Below are 16,986 nucleotides of genomic sequence, written 5' to 3'. Positions count from 1 at the left end.
GTGATGGGGTTGTTTTTAAAAGAGCATATAACGGAAAATTTCTTTGACATAGTGTTCGATAATAAGCTGAAATGTAACGCAGATGATCAGATAAATCACAATCGTTGAGTAAATGACATCAATTTTCCCTTTATATGAATGCTGGTAACTGCCCAGCATCGCAGGAGGAATGGCGAAGAATGCACCGATTAAACCAATGGCTAATATGGTAAAGCAAATGTCTGTATGTAATAAAAAGAAGAAAAGGGCAAGAATCAAAATAGCCGTAAAAGGAATAAGAAATGCTCCGAATCTTGAGAATGAATCCTTGAAAGACACTTGGTTTCCCGCGATTTTCAGGGCGAAAAAGATGCATGCATGCAGGCCAAATAGAAATAAAATAAAATAAATGGTTGGCTCTAAGAAGATTGCTGTAAAGCTTACGTTTCCGGGACCGTCTGAAAAAAGAATATAAAACATCAAAGGGGTCAGCAAACTGAAAAGAACCAGCGTAATCACCGCGCTGATCAGCTGTTCTCCGCCTGTTGTTTTACATTCCTGAAAAGGGCGTTTCAGGACGGATAAGACAAATGAACCGAACTGTTTTGCTGCTTGCTTTGCAGCGGCTCCAGTTTGAGCTGCATGCTGGTAGCCTGATTGACCGGGGAGCGGTGATCCGCATTTCTCACAAAAATTTCCGCCATCTGTTTGATGGCCGCATTGAGGACAATACATAAAATAACTCCTTTATCTGTAATATAGGGAAAATAGACTAATAGTTTTATTATAAAAGAAAAAAGTTGTAAAGTAATCAATATTCATACAAAAAAAGACACGAGGCCGATAGCAGCTGTGTCTTTTTTTATCTAGTTATTCATATATTTCTCAAATACATCCCCAAAATCCTTAATATGATACTGCGAGCGAACGGATGTCAGCCAAGTGAATCCGAATTCGGTCAGCTCTTTGTATTGCGTTTCAATATTGACGTGCTCAGGGCGGGTATGGTGAAGAATCGTCACTGCTTTATCTAAGCTTTGCTCCGCTTGATTGATTAAAATGTCATTTTCATAGGTTGTTTCAGCGATGCGAAGCAGTGCTTTATAAAGGTCTTTTAACTTTTCAATCTGGTCTTTGTGGACATCAATGTCGAATTGTTCACCGCCCAGCTTGAACTTAATTTCAACATCCAAATCCACTTTTCCGGCAGTTTCAAGAAAAACGTCAGAGATTTTATATTGCGAATAAGGATAGCGTTTCAACGTTCGTTTCGAGGAAGTGGCGCGTTCGCCGTCTACATGGATCAGGGCCAGGTTCGTAAAGCAATACTCGTCTGCTTTTGTTTTAATCAAGAAATAAATTTTCTCATTATCTTCATGCATGACATAGTCGTCTGCGTCTGTTTTGTCATAGTCCTGAGGTTCGATAATTTTTCCGATATCAGATAAGCCCAAGGCATCTGCCGCAATTTTTTTGAACATCTGTATACGTCCTTCCTATTCAATTTGTCACTTCATTGTAGCATGGCGCGTTTCTGACAGGCTATAAAGGTTTACCGGGAAATCGCCTCCGGGTAAAAGGGTGGAGAATAATTCTATTTCCTGTGCAGACACTACCAACAAGGAGGTATATGATGTTCTCATTCATCGTTCACGTTCTCATTTCTTTATTCGCAGTATCGAATCCGATCGGAAACGTACCGATATTTCTGACGCTGACAGAAGGCTATACTGCAGCGGAAAGAAAAGCGATTGCCCGGAAGGCAGCTATTTTATCCTTTTTTATTCTCGCAGCTTTTTTGTTTTTCGGTCATCTTATCTTTAAACTGTTTGATATCAACATTCACGCGCTACGAGTGGCGGGCGGCATATTCATTTTCGGCATTGCCTATAATCTATTGAATGCGAAAGAATCCCATGTGCAATCTCTTCACCATGATGAACATAAGGAAAGCAAGGAAAAAGCGGATATATCAGTCACACCTTTATCCATTCCGATCATTGCTGGGCCCGGAACGATTGCAACAGTGATGAGCCTTTCCGCCGGACATAGCGGCATTGGTCATTATGCGGCTGTCATGATCGGCATAGCCGCCGTTATTGCCCTGACCTTTCTCTTTTTCCACTATTCTGCTTTTATCAGCAGCAAACTCGGAAAAACTGAGATGAATGTGATTACCAGACTGATGGGATTAATCTTAGCCGTGGTTGCGGTCGGGATGATTGGTGCGGGGCTGAAAGGCATGTTTCCGATCTTAACCTCATGATGCAAAAAGCAGCTCCTTATTTTAGAGAGCTGCTTTCTTTTGTTTTTGGCACGTACCGAAAGACTTCCTCACTCTCAAAAAATTCAATCAACCTGCTCAGCCAATCATAGTAATGAAGCCATTCTTTTAATTCATTCAGCAGCTGATTGACTTTCTCTTCCGCTTCCGGGGTAAGCCCGTCCCTTTGTAAAAGATCACTCAGTTCCCGGTTTAATTTTTTATACAGCACTTTGTTTTTGCTCACGACCTTTGTCCAATTCGCAGCAAATAAAGAAATGAAGGTTTGATAATAATCCTGCTCGACGTCATAAAGGTCTTTTCGTACGCCTTTTTCAAACACCTTTTCGGCGATATTGGCATCGATCATTTCCCGGACAACCTGGCTCATCCGTGTTTTGCTCATGCCGGTTGCCTCAGAGAGCTCGCTTAAGGTCATCGGTTTTCGATTCATATAAATAATTCCGAGCACACGTCCGACAGTTGAAGGCATTCCAAACGTATGCATATTTTCGGCAATCTTCTCAATGAGATGCTCTTCAGCATGTTCAATGATGTCGAGAGCGGTTTTTTTCACAGCTGATCATCCCTTCAAATGGCAATTGATGGTGTCAATATATCATATTTCTTCCTGGTGTTGAAAATAGCTGAATGCAGAGGAAGTGGGAGGTATCCGGCGTAATTGTAAGAACACCCTTTCCGTCTCGGTCATAACAATAAATAATCTATAAATAACATATAATTTCAACACATTATAAACTTTTTATTTTACAAAGTTCAAACTATAATAAGGATTATACTTTTCAGAAAATTTAAAGGAAACCTGCGGAGGTGCACGGATTGCTGAAATTGGAACAAGTGTCAAAAGTATATAAAGGCGGCAAAAAAGCTGTGAACAGCATTGATTTAGATATTGCCAAAGGTGAATTTATCTGTTTTATCGGCCCGAGCGGCTGCGGAAAAACGACGACGATGAAGATGATCAACAGACTGATAGAACCATCGTCTGGAAGGATCTTTATCGACGGAGAAAATATTATGGAACAGGACCCGGTTGAGCTGAGGAGAAAAATCGGCTATGTGATTCAGCAGATTGGTTTGTTCCCCCATATGACCATCCAGCAGAACATCTCACTCGTACCAAAGCTGCTGAAATGGCCTGAGGAAAAGCGGAAAGAACGGGCGCGCGAGCTGTTAAAGCTTGTGGATATGGGCCCGGAGTATTTAGACCGTTATCCGCATGAGCTCAGCGGCGGACAGCAGCAGAGAATCGGCGTGCTGCGCGCCCTGGCAGCGGAACCCCCTCTCATTTTAATGGATGAACCGTTCGGAGCGCTTGATCCGATTACGCGTGATTCCCTTCAGGAAGAATTCAAAAAACTGCAGAGAACCTTAAACAAAACGATTGTGTTTGTAACCCACGATATGGATGAAGCAATTAAGCTTGCTGACAGGATTGTGATATTAAAAGCGGGAGAAATCGTTCAAGTCGGCACACCTGATGAGATTCTTCGAAACCCGGCAAATGAGTTTGTTGAAGAATTTATCGGGAAAGAGCGCCTGATTCAGTCAAGACCGGATATCGAGCGGGTAGAGCAAATGATGAACAGAACGCCGGTGACGGTATCTGCGGACAAAACGCTTTCTCAGGCGATTCAGCTGATGAGAGAAAAACGTGTTGACTCGCTGCTCGTTGTGGACCGGCAAAACGTGCTGAAGGGCTATGTTGATGTGGAAATGATTGATCAAAACCGCAAAAAAGCGAGCATCGTTGGCGACGTATACCGTTCAGATATATATACCGTTCAAAAAGGGGCGCTTCTTCGCGATACAGTCCGAAAAATTTTGAAGCAGGGGATCAAGTATGTTCCGGTGGTCGATGAACAGAACCATTTAGCAGGGATTGTGACAAGAGCGAGCCTCGTTGATATCGTATACGATTCCATTTGGGGCGACGAGGAAAACCAGCTCATGACGATCTGACCAGGGGAGGAGCTCTTTTAAGATGAATCAAATGATGACTTTTTTGCAAACGAACGGCGGAGAGCTGCTGTATAAAACAGGAGAGCATTTATATATTTCACTCATAGCCGTTGTATTGGGCATTATCGTTGCAGTGCCGCTCGGCGTTGCTCTTACCAGAATGAAAAAAGGCGCAGATGCGGTTATCGGTTTCGTAAACATTGTGCAAACCCTGCCGAGTCTGGCGATTTTAGCCTTTTTTATTCCGCTTCTCGGCGTAGGAAAAGTGCCTGCGATTGTCGCTTTATTTTTCTATTCGGTGCTGCCGATCCTGCGCAATACGTATACCGGCATTAAAGGTGTAAATAAAAACCTCCTGGAATCGGGGAAAGGAATTGGCATGACCGGCTGGGAGCAGATTCGGCTCGTTGAAATTCCGCTGGCGATTCCCATCATCATGGCGGGGATCCGCACATCAACGATCTATCTAATTGGCTGGGCGACACTTGCGTCGTTTATCGGGGGAGGCGGCCTCGGGGACTATATTTTTATCGGCCTGAACCTATACCAGCCTGAATATATCATTGGCGGTGCCGTGCCTGTCACAATTCTGGCAATTATCATTGATTATGTCCTAGCCGTGACAGAACGAAAGGTGACGCCGAAAGGCTTGCAAGGGATGAAGGAAGTTTCGTAAGGAGTTGGCTCTGTTGAAAACGACAAAAATCAAATGGCTTGGCGCGTTTGCTCTCGTCTTTGTCATGCTGCTAGGCGGCTGCTCTCTGCCGGGTCTCGGCGGCGCTTCTGACGACACGATCAAAATCGGGGCGCAAAGCATGACAGAATCAGAAATTTTAGCGAATATGATCGCGCAGCTTATTGAACATGATACAGATTTGAATACCGCTTTAGTGAAAAACCTCGGCTCAAACTATGTTCAGCACCAAGCGATGCTGGGCGGTGACATTGATATTTCAGCCACGCGCTATTCCGGAACAGATTTAACAAGCACCCTCGGCAAGGAAGCGGAGAAAGATCCGAAAAAAGCGCTGAACATTGTGCAGAACGAGTTTCAAAAGCGCTTTTCTTATAAATGGTTTGATTCCTACGGCTTTGATAACACGTATGCCTTCACCGTAACAAAAAAGTTTGCGGAAAATGAGCATATTAACACCGTGTCCGACCTGAAAAAAAATGCCTCCCAATATAAATTAGGCGTCGACAATGCCTGGCTGAAACGGAAAGGCGACGGATATAAAGGCTTTGTCAGCACATATGGCTTTGAATTCGGCACAACTTATCCGATGCAGATCGGGCTTGTCTATGACGCAGTCAAAAACGGGAAAATGGACGCCGTTTTGGCTTATTCAACGGATGGACGGATTAAAGCATACGATCTGAAAATCTTAAAAGACGATAAGCGTTTCTTTCCTCCGTATGACTGTTCACCGGTGATTCCGGAAAAGGTGCTTAAGGCGCATCCGGAGCTTGAAGGTGTGATCAATAAGCTGATTGGGCAAATCGACACGGAAACGATGCAGGAACTTAACTATGAGGTGGATGGCAAGCTGAAGGAGCCGTCTGTCGTAGCAAAGGAATTTTTAGAGAAACATCATTATTTTGACTAAGAAAAGAGGTGGATCATATGGAAGTACTACAGCAGCTTGGCACTTACTATTCGCAAAACGGCGGTTACGTGCTGCAGGAATTTTACCGCCATTTTCTGATGTCGGTGTACGGTGTTTTATTTGCCGCCCTTGTTGGAATTCCGCTCGGCATCCTGATAGCCAGATACAGAAGATTAAGCGGATGGGTTTTTGCGGTCACGAACGTCATTCAGACCATCCCGGCTCTCGCCATGCTCGCCGTGCTGATGCTTGTCATGGGGCTGGGCGCTAATACAGTGATATTGTCATTATTTCTGTATTCTCTTCTGCCGATTATCAGAAATACGTATACAGGGATTATCAGTATTGAGCACGCCTATCTTGAATCCGGAAAAGCAATGGGGATGACAAAATTTCAAGTGCTGCGGATGGTCGAGCTTCCGCTTGCGCTTTCTGTCATAATGGCCGGCCTGCGCACCGCGCTTGTCATTGCCATCGGCATTACGGCCATCGGGACATTTGTCGGTGCTGGCGGTCTCGGGGACATCATCGTCAGAGGATCAAACGCCACAAACGGAACCGCGATTATATTAGCGGGCGCGATCCCCACAGCTCTGATGGCGGTGATTGCCGATTTGGTCATGGGCTGGCTGGAACGAGTGTTAAGCCCGATTAAAAAGAAAAAAGGAAATTTTATTATAGCTGATAGAAAAACCACCTCTATTTAAATACAACGGAGGTGGTTTTTTTTAATAAACAACATGTGTTAGTACCTGTTAAACATATTTTCCAGTGTTGGGATTATCCAATTATTTGAATAAAATACAAAAACATATATTATAACCAATTTGAGGGTTGTTTTTAAAAAAATTTCAAGTTATAATGGAAATAATACATTTATACAAATATCTAAATGTCTAAATGTTTTTTTGTAAAGGAGAAAACGCTATGAATAATGTTTTCAAAGCTATATCAGATCCAACAAGGAGAAAAATTTTGGATTTGTTAAAAGGAGGGGATATGACTGCGGGAGATATTGCTGAGCATTTTAATATCAGCAAACCGAGTATTTCGCACCACTTGAATATTTTAAAGCAAGCGGAAGTCATAAGTGACCATCGCAAAGGACAATTTATTTATTACTCTCTAAATACAACAGTACTTCAAGACTCAATAAATTGGATGCTTAACTTTATAAATAAAGGGGATAACGATTTATGAAGAAAAATATAATTTCCATAATTATTGTATGTTTGAGTTTCTTGACTTCAATTATATTATATCAATACCTTCCAGAAGAAATACCGATACAATGGTCAGGAAATAAACCGGCTGCAATTGTATCTAAACCTTTAACAATATTTATTATACCTGTTGTTATGCTTATTTATTATCTTACTTTTTATATGTTAACTATTAAGTCTACACAAAAAAATAAAGCATTGCTTTTCCTAGCTTCTAATAATATGTTAATCCTTTTATATATTTTACAACTCTCAACTCTATTGATAAGTTTAGGATACGAAGTGAATATTGATTTAATAATAGGGCTTGGTGTTGGTATCTTTTTAATTATTGGTGGAAATTCTATGCAGCTAGCAGAACAAAACCATCTTATTGGATTGAGGACACCTTGGACATTAAAAGATGAGACTGTTTGGAAACTGGGAAATCGCTTTGCCTCTAAAGTACTTGTAGTGTGTGGTTTTATAATAGCTGTTCTTTCATTTTTCACAGGAGAATATATAATTCTTATTATGATTGTGCTAGTTCTTCTAGCATTAGTTATTTCAACACTAGCTTCATATCATTATTACAAAAAATTAAACGGTTCACGTTGAAAAAGTGTCTTGCGGAGCAATCCGCAAGACACTCAATTATAATGGATTATTGATGAATCAATTTTAGGGTTTTTGCAGCAGCCGCTTCTAAATCAGAATTATTAGAAGCTGAAGAGGAATATTTGGCAACGTATTTCCACACTGCAGTTGTTACTGCGGCAGCCGTTTGTAATGCAACTGCGTTAACGCCCACAACATATAAATATCCAGCTGCTACACAGACGGCATAAAGCCCACAAGATGGAGTAACTTTATTAGAAGAGTATTTTACGTTTTCATTTTTCTTAGCATATTTTTGGATAAGTTGGTCTGCTTTGGTCATATTTTCAATGAGTTTTTTAGGGTCTTTGCTGTCAATCGATTGTTTCAATTCATCCATATATTGTGGTTGATCTTTTTTTATAAATTTGACTACATCATTTACTAACTTTTTACCTTCTGTACTATTTGCCTCTTTTACGAGTTTAGGGTCCAAATCGTTTGAAATTAATTTACCAACTTCCCCTTGTCCAAATAAAAGTCCTCTAAAGTAATCTTCTCCAGAAAATGTATGGTTTTCTTTAGCAGATGTACTTGACTCCTTAGAGAGTCCTACTAATGAAAAAACCAATATCGTCACCATGGAAACAATCAATAGCCTAAGTAATTTACTTTTCAAATTATTATACCTCCATTAAGTTATTTCTCCATTATCTAAATGTTAGCTATGAAACAATTTTGTAAGATACTTGACTGATTCACCTCCTATTCTTTTGAAATTTCTCTTTCCTTTTACATATATATATTTAAATAAAGGAGAACACCAATTCATAGTGATATTTTGTTGTACAGGATGCAGATATATAATTAATGCTGATATCATGATCAAGCCAAAACTTACAATACCAATGCTGAATATTATCCCAATATGAAATAATATTCCCAAAACAAGGGCAATTCTCTTTATTCTGATATTTGAAATTATGCTTGCTGCTAAGAACAACTCAAAAATAGTTACTAACCAAGTGATGACAACAATAAAATTGCTTTCAAGTAGTGGATTCAATAAGTTAAGTTGATATTCAGGTAATCCAAACACCGGATCAGAAAAGAAATAGTAAATTGCTGTTCCTTCTGCCCACTCTTTATTTTTCAATCGCTCTAAAGCTGCGTTTAAATAAATGATAAAAACTTGAATTTTAATTATTGTCATTATATAAAACAATACTGTCTTCTTTGTGAAAGATTCATTATTGTTTTTCTTTATATTCCAATGATTTCGCCTTGAATCTAATAATGTAACAGGTAATATAAGAAAAGAAAGAACAGTTGCAATTTGCTCTCCACCATCGATAGTTAAAGCTGAAGTTTGAATACTATAGCAAATATACCAGTGAAATAAACCGGTAAATCTAGGTCTCCACCCTATAACCACTAAGGTTAATATAAAAATCATTAAGTATCTTATAATCTCAAAATTGATACTATATTCTTTAGCAAAACAAAAAGCGGTAGGGATATAGACATTTTCACATGTGACATTATTTGCACTATAACTAAATAAAATATCAGTACTATTGAATAATAGTACTAGTAATGTTGAGAAACCAAGTAAACTTCTAAAAAGTGCATATGTATTTTTCCATGGATTATAGGTGTCAATATAACCTTCTAAACTATTTAATATCTTCATACTATTTTTATTTTTAGCACCTTTCTTTCAAAAGAGGTAGTTTGCTTAAAGTCTATCCAATACCATGAGAGTGGTTTTTGGCGATATATTAGGTATTCTCCTTTGCTAAGATGTATATAATCTTCATTTTTTATAACCTTAATAGGCTTTATTTGTTTCTCTAAATTTGTGCAGGAGTTGTTGTTTTCACAAGTTTTCCAATTCTTTGGATCGATATTCTCTACAATTTTGCCTAATTCTATTGCCTGAACTCTTCCTTCTCTTTTTATCCCAAAAAAATTATTGGGAAGTGCATTAGGTAACTTTAAATTTTCTTTTGTGTGAAATGAAATGTTTTCTTCTGTAGGGCTTTTACTATAAAAGCCAAAGCCTTGGGGAGACAATTGTTGCAAAAAATTTTTTTTGAACAGTGGATTCTGAGGTGAAATATTACTAAAGTAATAAGAAGAAAATAATAGGAAACATATAGTCATTACAGTTATAATTCCTTTTTTTTTGATATAGATTACCTCCTCTAAGCTAATATAATCATTTCAAAAAGATTATATAATAGCTAGTTAGAATAATCAACAAAAAATGGATAATGAATAAATTAATGTAAACTATGCATTATTTTGTTTATTTTCTTGAAGTTTGATATTCAACCATTTGGATTGGAACTAAAAAAGTTCCCAGAATTGAATTTGGGAACTTTTTACGGCTTCGGCACATATTTAAAAATTTCTTCGCTCTCAAAAAACTCAATCAAACGGCTGAGCCAATTATAATAATCAAGCCATTCCTTTAATTCTTTCAGCAGTTCATTCACTTTTTCTTCCGCTTCAGGAGTAAGCTCTTCATCCAACACGCTAAGCAGCTCCCGATTGAGTTTTTTATGCATCATTTTGTTTTTGCTGACGACTTTGCTCCAGGTGGCTGAAAACAGCGTGATAAATGTTTGATAGTAGTCCTGCTCCACCTCATATAAATCTTTTCGGACGCCTTTTTCGAACACCTTCTCGGCAATGTTGGCATCAAGCATTTCCCGCACTACCTGGCTCATGCGTGTTTTGCTCATGCCGGTGGCCTCAGATAATTCCGTAAGCGTCATCGGTTTTCGATTCATATAAATAATGCCCAGCACACGTCCGACGGTAGAGGGCATTCCAAATGCATGCATGTTTTCCGCGATTTTTTCTATAAAATGGTCCTCGGCTTGTTCAATGATCGTTAACGGATCTTTCTCCAACGGTTTCATCCTTTCAGCTAACAATTCCGATGTCAATATACCACATTTTTGATACGGCGAAAATGCTGTCAAAAGAGAATTTGGCAGGAAATTGGAGCAATAAGGAGATCAACACACGTCAATGCGGGTAAATCAGCGTTTACACATACTTTATAAATAATATGAACAAATTGTAAACTTTTTATTTTATAAACTTTATTCTATAATGGGAAGCATTCAATTGTCTGAAAAATTAAATTTAAACTGAACAAATTGAATAAACTTAATTTTGGAGGTGCGATGTTTGCTGACATTAGAAAATGTCTCGAAAACATACAGGGGCGGCAAAAAAGCCGTGAACAACGTAAATCTTAAGATTGCAAAAGGCGAATTTATCTGCTTTATCGGGCCGAGCGGCTGCGGAAAAACAACAACAATGAAAATGATTAACCGATTAATTGAGCCTTCCGCCGGGAAGATTTTCATTGACGGCGAAAACATCATGGACCAGGATCCTGTAGAGCTCAGGCGCAAAATTGGCTATGTGATTCAGCAGATCGGCCTGTTTCCCCATATGACCATTCAGCAGAATATCTCACTCGTCCCAAAACTGCTGAAATGGCCGGAGCAGCAGCGGAAAGAGCGGGCGCGTGAGCTTTTAAAATTGGTCGATATGGGGCCTGAATATTTAGACCGTTACCCTCATGAATTAAGCGGGGGGCAGCAGCAGCGAATTGGTGTATTACGGGCACTTGCCGCGGAGCCGCCGCTTATCTTAATGGATGAACCGTTTGGGGCACTCGACCCGATTACGAGGGATTCCCTCCAGGAAGAATTTAAAAAACTGCAAAAAACCTTACATAAAACCATCGTATTTGTTACCCATGATATGGATGAAGCGATTAAGCTGGCAGACCGGATTGTGATTTTAAAAGCGGGAGAAATCGTTCAAGTTGGAACGCCCGATGACATTTTAAGAAATCCGGCAGACGAATTTGTTGAGGAATTTATCGGCAAGGAGCGGCTGATTCAGTCATCCAGCCCGGATGTTGAACGGGTTGACCAGATTATGAACACACAGCCTGTAACGATCACCGCGGATAAAACGCTTTCTGAGGCCATTCAGCTGATGAGGCAGGAACGGGTCGATTCATTGCTGGTCGTCGATGACGAGCACGTTCTGCAAGGCTATGTCGATGTTGAAATCATTGATCAATGCCGGAAAAAGGCCAATCTCGTAGGTGAGGTTTTACATGAAAATATATACACAGTACTAAGCGGCACACTGCTGCGCGACACGGTCCGCAAAATTTTAAAACGGGGTGTCAAATATGTTCCCGTTGTGGATGAAGACCGACGCCTGATCGGAATTGTGACGAGGGCAAGTCTGGTCGACATCGTGTATGACTCCCTCTGGGGAGAAGAAAAGCAGCTCGCAGCATTGTCATAGGGAGGGGCGATAAGTCATGCATCATATTGTTCAATTTTTGCAAACCAATGGGGGCGAGCTTCTTTATAAAACATACGAGCATATTACGATATCGCTCATTGCTGTGATCCTGGGCGTGCTGGTTGCCGTCCCCCTCGGAGTTGTACTTACCAGAATGAAAAAAGGAGCCGGCACCATTATCGGCATTGTCAATATTATTCAGACGCTGCCGAGTCTGGCCATCCTCGCTTTTTTTATCCCGCTCCTTGGTGTAGGGAAGGTTCCGGCCATTGTGGCTTTGTTTTTCTATTCCGTATTGCCGATTCTTCGCAACACGTATACTGGCATTCGCGGCGTCAACAAAAATCTGCTCGAATCTGGTAAAGGCATAGGAATGACGCCGACTGAACAAGTCCGCTTGGTGGAGCTGCCGCTTGCCGCGCCAGTGATCATGGCGGGAATCAGAACATCGACGATTTACTTAATCGGCTGGGCCACGCTTGCTTCCTTTATCGGAGGCGGTGGATTGGGTGATTACATTTTTATCGGCCTGAATTTATATCAGCCGGAATATATCATCGGGGGCGCGGTACCTGTCACGATATTGGCAATTGTGATTGATTATGTGCTGGCAGTTGCTGAACGAAAACTGACACCTGCCGGCATGCAGAGATTGAATGAATTGTCATAAGGAGGCGGCTCATGAAAAGAAAATATCTCAAATTAATGATAGGTTTAGCACTTGCGGCAACGCTGACGCTGAGCGGCTGTTCGCTTCCTGGTCTCAGCGCTGCTGCAGACCAGACCATTAAAATCGGCGCGCAAAGCATGAGCGAATCAGAAATCATCGCCAGCATGCTTGGCCAGTTGATCGAACACCATACTGATCTCAAAACAACAACGATTAAAAATCTTGGCTCCAACGCGGTGCAGCAGCAGGCTTTAATGAACGGGGAAATTGACATTGCGGCCACAAGATATACGGGAGACGCGCTGACAGGCACGCTGAGAATGCAACCGGAAAAAGACCCGGACAAAGCGCTGGCGCTTACTCAGCGGGAGTTTAAAAAAAGATATGATTTAAAGTGGTATGACTCCTACGGGTTTGATAATACATATGCCTTTACAGTCAGCAGGGAGCTGGCCGACCAATACCATTTAGAGACCGTATCAGACGTTAAAAAATGGGCGCCGCAATTAAAGCTGGGCGTTGATAACTATTGGATGAAGCTCAAAGGAAACGGCTATCAGGATTTTACGAAAACCTACGGCATGACATTCGGCGGCACGTATCCGATGCAGATCGGCCTTGTGTACGACGCGGTGAAAAGCGGAAAAATGGACATTGTGCTTGCGTATTCAACCGATGGAAGAATCAAGTCCTATGGTCTCAAAATGCTAAAGGATGATAAACAATTTTTCCCGCCGTACGACTGCTCTCCGGTTGTTCCGGAAAAGGTGCTCAAAGAACATCCTGAGCTTGAAGGCATCATCAAGAAAATGCTCGGAAAAATCGACACAGCCACGATGCAGGAGCTTAACTATGAAGTCGACGGCAATCTCAAAGAACCGTCTGTCGTTGCCAAGGAATATTTAGAAAAACATCGCTACTTCGAATCGTGAAAGGGGGACGAGGTCAATGAACGTGTTTGAACAGTTAATGACGTATTACGCGCAGAATGGCAGTTACGTCATGGATGAATTCAGCCGCCACTTTCTCATGTCGGCTTACGGCGTATTGTTTGCAGCTGTCGTCGGGGTTCCGGCCGGAATCCTCATCGCGCATTTTCGCCGTTTGTCAGCCTGGGTGTTTGCCGTAACAAACGTTATTCAAACAATCCCGGCGCTCGCTATGCTGGCCGTCTTAATGCTTGTTATGGGGCTCGGCGCAAATACCGTGATTCTATCATTATTTCTGTATTCCCTGCTGCCGATTATTCGAAACACGTACACAGGCATTATCAGTATTGAGCATGCCTACTTAGAATCGGGGAAAGCAATGGGCATGACGAAATTCCAAGTGCTCAGAATGGTTGAGCTCCCGCTCGCACTTTCTGTCATTATGGCGGGCCTTCGCACGGCTCTCGTCATTGCCATTGGAATTACAGCGATCGGCACATTTGTCGGTGCCGGAGGCCTTGGGGACATGATCGTCCGCGGCTCAAACGCGACAAACGGAACAGCCATTATTCTAGCCGGAGCGATACCAACTGCGGTGATGGCGGTAGGGGCGGATTTGCTCATGGCCTGGCTGGAGCGGGCATTAAGTCCGGTGAAGAAAAAAAGAACCGGGGCGAAACACGTTCAATCAGCTGCATAGAATAGAAAAAGAGGCTGGAGTCCAGCCTCTTTTTTCTATTTAAATCGTAAACTGACCCATCTTCTCATTAAGCTCCTTCGCCAGCTGCTCAAGCTCTTCAGCATTTTGAAGCACTTGATCCATCGAATGGGCGGATTGCTCGGTTATTGAAAATGTTTCTTCAATGCCGGCGGCCGACTCTTCGGATACAGAAGCGATATTTTCAATCGATTGATTGATAGTAATCGATTGGTTTGTTAACTGTTTCAGGCCATCCGTTACTTCCTTAATGCTGTCTGCAACATGAGTGACGGATTGCTTGATATGCCGCATAGCCTGCCCGGTGTCTGTCAGGTTTTCCGTTCCTTTTTCGACTTCTGTAAAGCTGCTTTCCAAGTACGTAATGACAGTGTGGATCTCCTGCTGTGTCCCGCCTACAATCCGGGTAATATCCTGCACGGAATCAGAAACGCCGTCAGCAAGCTTTCTGACCTCCTCTGCCACAACGGCGAAGCCTTTGCCGCTTTCTCCTGCGCGGGCAGCTTCAATCGCGGCGTTAAGGGACAGCAAATTCGTTTGCTCGGCAATTCCGTTGATGACCTGAACGAGCTTGTTAATATCCTGAGAATGCTGTTCCAGTGATCTCACTTTATGCACGGCTTCTTCAACAATATGATGGATGGTTTTCATTTGCTGTAATGACGTAGCCATATTTTCGTTTCCGCTTACCGCGAGTTCGAGAACGTTTTGAGACGTATCGCTGATGGTGATGCCGTGATTATAGGCTTTATCAATGCTTTCAGTGAACTCATTCATCGATTCGGCAATCGTCACCGCGTCTTGGGCCTGCTGTTCAGAGCCCTCAGCCATTTCGTTCATCGTTTCAGTAATATGTTTGCTGCCGGATCTTGTTTCATTCGTTGCGGTTGCAAGCACCTGTGAAGAAGAAAGAACCCGGCTTGATATGTCTTTAGAATATCCGACAATATCTCTCAGATTCCCTACCATTTTTTGCAGCGCTTCATTCAGATCACCCAGCTCGTCTTTTGAGTTGAGCGGCTCCATATCGTTCGACAGATCGCCTTCGGCAATATGATTGGCAGATTCCTTCATGCGAATGATAGGCTTTACAATGTTTCGCGTGATATAAAGCCAGATGAAAATGCTGATGAGGATTGATGCTGCCACAAGCAAAGCAGTGTAAATGAGCCCTTTATGATAGACGGCCTTCGTTTCTTTTACCGCTGTGTTGCTGCCTTCTTGATTTAAGTCAACAAGCTGAGTGATTGTTTTTTTCATATCCTCAAAGCTGGCCTCAGTCTGAACCAATAAACCTCTTGCTTTGTCCATGTCATTCGTGCGGCCGCTTTCGATAATTTGCGCATGAATATCCATATAGGTATTCACTTCAGTTTGAAGCTGCTCGAACAGTTTCTGCTCTTTATCAGTGGAGATCGTTTTTTCGTAGTTATCGAGCTTTTGGTTAATGTCTTCCATGATTTGATTCATTTCTTGATCAAGTGTATCCATTTTACTTTTGTCTGTATAAATCAGAAAGTCCTTTTCTTTAGAAGACAGGTGCTCGGTTACATAATTAATTGAAGTGATTCCTTTGATGCCGTCAATCCATTTTGTGTTGATTTCATCTGTTTTTTGAATGATATGCTGCATATTAAGAACGCCTATTCCGCCTACAAGTAAATTGATCAGGATCAGTGTCAAAAATACCAGGCTGAATTTGCGGGAAATCGTCAGTCGCATATAGTGGTCTCCTTTAAAAACGTAATGTGTGGATGTACTATATATCGGCTGAGATATCTTTTTTTCACCTGGAAAATAAAAAACGGTTCTTTTCTCGTCTTTGAGATCAGAACCGTTTTAGTAATTAATTAAGAAAGAAAGGAAGGGTCAATCCATTCAGTCGCCCATTTAGAAATCTCACCTAATATGGGTGCTAGTGCCTTTCCTTTATCAGTCAATGAATATTCGATGCGAACCGGAGTTTCAGGGATGACATCCCGCTTCACTACTCCTTCAAGCTCAAGTTCTTTCAGCCGTTCTGACAGAACTCTGCCGCTTAGATTTGGAAGTGCTGCTTCAATTTCGCTAAATCGCTGCGACCCGTTCAAGAGCTGAAATACGATTAAAGCGACCCAGCGTTTACTTAAGATGTCGACTGCTTTTTCAAATCTAGGACACATTTCTGATTGGTTCATACTTTTCACCTCGTCTGTCACTATTATAACGCAAATAACGAGGGAGGGTATGCAAGCGTGATTGATAAAATATAGAAAGAGAAACAGGGGATTATGAGGAAGAGGCGCGTTTTTTTGCTTCTGAAGACAAAAAATCGAAGTATTTGCTGAGATTTTCAATATCCTGCTTTGAGAGATGTTCCCATTTTTGACTATTGAAAATCGGGAGGTGCTCCGCTCCGCGAGTGACAGCCGTCTGGTAAATTTCATAAACGGATTGATAGCTTTCAGATGCTTCGCGGATTTCTTCAGGAAAGGCCTGAATATGGCCTGCGGCGGCCATTAGGTTTTCGTACGGCACTTTCAGGACGGCTGCCAGTTTTTTAATCGTGGCGGGTTTTGGCGTCCCGCGTTTGCCGTTTTCAATTTTTGAAATGGTGGCCGAGCTGATGCCTGAGTACACCGCAAGCTGATTCACTGTCAGTTTGCGGGCGCGGCGCAGCTCCCGTAATTGCTGTCCGAACGGTGACAT

At 41.8% G+C, this 16,986-nt stretch carries 21 protein-coding genes; 11 read left to right on the top strand and 10 right to left on the bottom strand.

Going from position 1 to position 16,986, the window contains the following annotated elements; genetic code table 11:
• Positions 1-15: 15 nt before the first annotated feature.
• Together NSQ09_RS01810 and NSQ09_RS01805 are read right to left on the bottom strand one after the other, a co-directional pair.
• A complete protein-coding gene (locus tag NSQ09_RS01810; RefSeq protein WP_017695169.1) occupies positions 16-714 on the bottom strand; it encodes a zinc ribbon domain-containing protein in 699 nt (232 codons plus the stop codon).
• Between the two features lie 131 nt (positions 715-845).
• Positions 846-1,460 carry a PH domain-containing protein gene (locus NSQ09_RS01805; RefSeq protein ID WP_003228342.1) on the bottom strand — a complete coding sequence of 205 codons (615 nt, stop codon included), beginning with the start codon at positions 1,458-1,460 and terminating at the stop codon, positions 846-848.
• 149 nt (positions 1,461-1,609) lie between these two features.
• Between NSQ09_RS01805 and NSQ09_RS01800 the strand changes: the two genes are divergently transcribed.
• The gene (locus NSQ09_RS01800) at positions 1,610-2,245 is read left to right on the top strand and encodes an NAAT family transporter (RefSeq protein ID WP_031600965.1); all 636 of its coding nucleotides are present in this window, start codon (positions 1,610-1,612) and stop codon (positions 2,243-2,245) included.
• Positions 2,246-2,261: 16 nt separating this feature from the next.
• On the opposite strand, the gene opcR is transcribed toward NSQ09_RS01800, so the two are convergent.
• Positions 2,262-2,819 carry an opuC operon transcriptional regulator OpcR gene (opcR, locus tag NSQ09_RS01795; protein ID WP_003228345.1) on the bottom strand — a complete coding sequence of 186 codons (558 nt, stop codon included), beginning with the start codon at positions 2,817-2,819 and terminating at the stop codon, positions 2,262-2,264.
• A 263-nt stretch (positions 2,820-3,082) separates the two neighbouring features.
• On the opposite strand from opcR, the gene opuCA reads away from it, so the two are divergent.
• The 6 genes from opuCA (at position 3,083) to sdpI (ending at position 7,652) form a co-directional block, all read left to right on the top strand.
• The gene (gene opuCA, locus NSQ09_RS01790; protein WP_003243370.1) at positions 3,083-4,225 is read left to right on the top strand and encodes an osmoprotectant ABC transporter ATP-binding protein OpuCA; all 1,143 of its coding nucleotides are present in this window, start codon (positions 3,083-3,085) and stop codon (positions 4,223-4,225) included.
• A gap of 22 nt (positions 4,226-4,247) precedes the next feature.
• Positions 4,248-4,901, top strand: coding sequence for a glycine betaine/carnitine/choline/choline sulfate ABC transporter permease OpuCB (opuCB, locus tag NSQ09_RS01785; protein ID WP_326233818.1), 654 nt, complete (start codon positions 4,248-4,250; stop codon positions 4,899-4,901).
• Positions 4,902-4,965: 64 nt separating this feature from the next.
• Positions 4,966-5,832 carry an osmoprotectant ABC transporter substrate-binding lipoprotein OpuCC gene (gene opuCC, locus NSQ09_RS01780; protein WP_082201019.1) on the top strand — a complete coding sequence of 289 codons (867 nt, stop codon included), beginning with the start codon at positions 4,966-4,968 and terminating at the stop codon, positions 5,830-5,832.
• A 17-nt stretch (positions 5,833-5,849) separates the two neighbouring features.
• A complete protein-coding gene (opuCD, locus tag NSQ09_RS01775; protein WP_341030479.1) occupies positions 5,850-6,539 on the top strand; it encodes a glycine betaine/carnitine/choline/choline sulfate ABC transporter permease OpuCD in 690 nt (229 codons plus the stop codon).
• 220 nt (positions 6,540-6,759) lie between these two features.
• Positions 6,760-7,032 carry a sporulation delaying system autorepressor SdpR gene (gene sdpR / locus NSQ09_RS01770; protein ID WP_003243541.1) on the top strand — a complete coding sequence of 91 codons (273 nt, stop codon included), beginning with the start codon at positions 6,760-6,762 and terminating at the stop codon, positions 7,030-7,032.
• On the top strand, positions 7,029-7,652 hold the full coding sequence (gene sdpI, locus NSQ09_RS01765; protein ID WP_003228357.1) for an immunity protein SdpI: 624 nt from the start codon (positions 7,029-7,031) through the stop codon (positions 7,650-7,652). The genes sdpR and sdpI overlap by 4 nt, the downstream gene beginning before the upstream one ends.
• Before the next feature lie 46 nt (positions 7,653-7,698).
• On the opposite strand, the gene sdpC is transcribed toward sdpI, so the two are convergent.
• The 4 genes from sdpC to NSQ09_RS01745 form a co-directional block, all read right to left on the bottom strand.
• Complete coding sequence (sdpC, locus tag NSQ09_RS01760; RefSeq protein ID WP_003243360.1) at positions 7,699-8,310, bottom strand: sporulation delaying protein SdpC; 612 nt, start codon at positions 8,308-8,310, stop codon at positions 7,699-7,701.
• A 42-nt stretch (positions 8,311-8,352) separates the two neighbouring features.
• On the bottom strand, positions 8,353-9,324 hold the full coding sequence (sdpB, locus tag NSQ09_RS01755; RefSeq protein ID WP_015251217.1) for a sporulation-delaying protein SdpB: 972 nt from the start codon (positions 9,322-9,324) through the stop codon (positions 8,353-8,355).
• On the bottom strand, positions 9,321-9,797 hold the full coding sequence (gene sdpA / locus NSQ09_RS01750) for a sporulation-delaying system protein SdpA (protein ID WP_009968174.1): 477 nt from the start codon (positions 9,795-9,797) through the stop codon (positions 9,321-9,323). Before sdpA ends, sdpB begins: the two co-directional genes overlap by 4 nt.
• A gap of 221 nt (positions 9,798-10,018) precedes the next feature.
• Positions 10,019-10,552 carry a GbsR/MarR family transcriptional regulator gene (locus tag NSQ09_RS01745; RefSeq protein WP_014480910.1) on the bottom strand — a complete coding sequence of 178 codons (534 nt, stop codon included), beginning with the start codon at positions 10,550-10,552 and terminating at the stop codon, positions 10,019-10,021.
• Positions 10,553-10,835: 283 nt separating this feature from the next.
• Here NSQ09_RS01745 and opuBA point away from each other — a divergent pair, with 283 nt between their 5' ends.
• The 4 genes from opuBA to opuBD are packed head-to-tail and all read left to right on the top strand — an operon-like array spanning position 10,836 to position 14,280.
• The gene (gene opuBA, locus NSQ09_RS01740) at positions 10,836-11,981 is read left to right on the top strand and encodes a choline ABC transporter ATP-binding protein OpuBA (RefSeq protein WP_017695165.1); all 1,146 of its coding nucleotides are present in this window, start codon (positions 10,836-10,838) and stop codon (positions 11,979-11,981) included.
• A gap of 16 nt (positions 11,982-11,997) precedes the next feature.
• Complete coding sequence (gene opuBB, locus NSQ09_RS01735) at positions 11,998-12,651, top strand: choline ABC transporter permease OpuBB (protein ID WP_017695164.1); 654 nt, start codon at positions 11,998-12,000, stop codon at positions 12,649-12,651.
• Positions 12,652-12,662: 11 nt separating this feature from the next.
• Complete coding sequence (gene opuBC, locus NSQ09_RS01730) at positions 12,663-13,583, top strand: choline ABC transporter substrate-binding lipoprotein OpuBC (RefSeq protein WP_017695163.1); 921 nt, start codon at positions 12,663-12,665, stop codon at positions 13,581-13,583.
• A gap of 16 nt (positions 13,584-13,599) precedes the next feature.
• Positions 13,600-14,280: a choline ABC transporter permease OpuBD gene (gene opuBD / locus NSQ09_RS01725; protein ID WP_017695162.1), complete on the top strand. Its 681-nt coding sequence runs from the start codon at positions 13,600-13,602 to the stop codon at positions 14,278-14,280.
• A gap of 39 nt (positions 14,281-14,319) precedes the next feature.
• Here the strand turns inward: opuBD and NSQ09_RS01720 are convergent, their stop codons facing one another.
• From NSQ09_RS01720 to NSQ09_RS01710, 3 genes are all read right to left on the bottom strand, one after another.
• Positions 14,320-16,020, bottom strand: coding sequence for a methyl-accepting chemotaxis protein (locus NSQ09_RS01720; protein WP_021480615.1), 1,701 nt, complete (start codon positions 16,018-16,020; stop codon positions 14,320-14,322).
• A gap of 128 nt (positions 16,021-16,148) precedes the next feature.
• The gene (catR, locus tag NSQ09_RS01715; protein WP_024572576.1) at positions 16,149-16,475 is read right to left on the bottom strand and encodes a catDE operon transcriptional regulator CatR; all 327 of its coding nucleotides are present in this window, start codon (positions 16,473-16,475) and stop codon (positions 16,149-16,151) included.
• Between the two features lie 91 nt (positions 16,476-16,566).
• A complete protein-coding gene (locus tag NSQ09_RS01710) occupies positions 16,567-16,986 on the bottom strand; it encodes a helix-turn-helix domain-containing protein (protein ID WP_014480905.1) in 420 nt (139 codons plus the stop codon).

Source organism: Bacillus sp. FSL W8-1202, from assembly GCF_038006165.1.
GTDB lineage: Bacteria > Bacillota > Bacilli > Bacillales > Bacillaceae > Bacillus > Bacillus subtilis.
The sequence above is the reverse complement of the archived record's forward strand: the minus strand, read 5'-3'. Positions and strand labels throughout refer to the sequence as shown.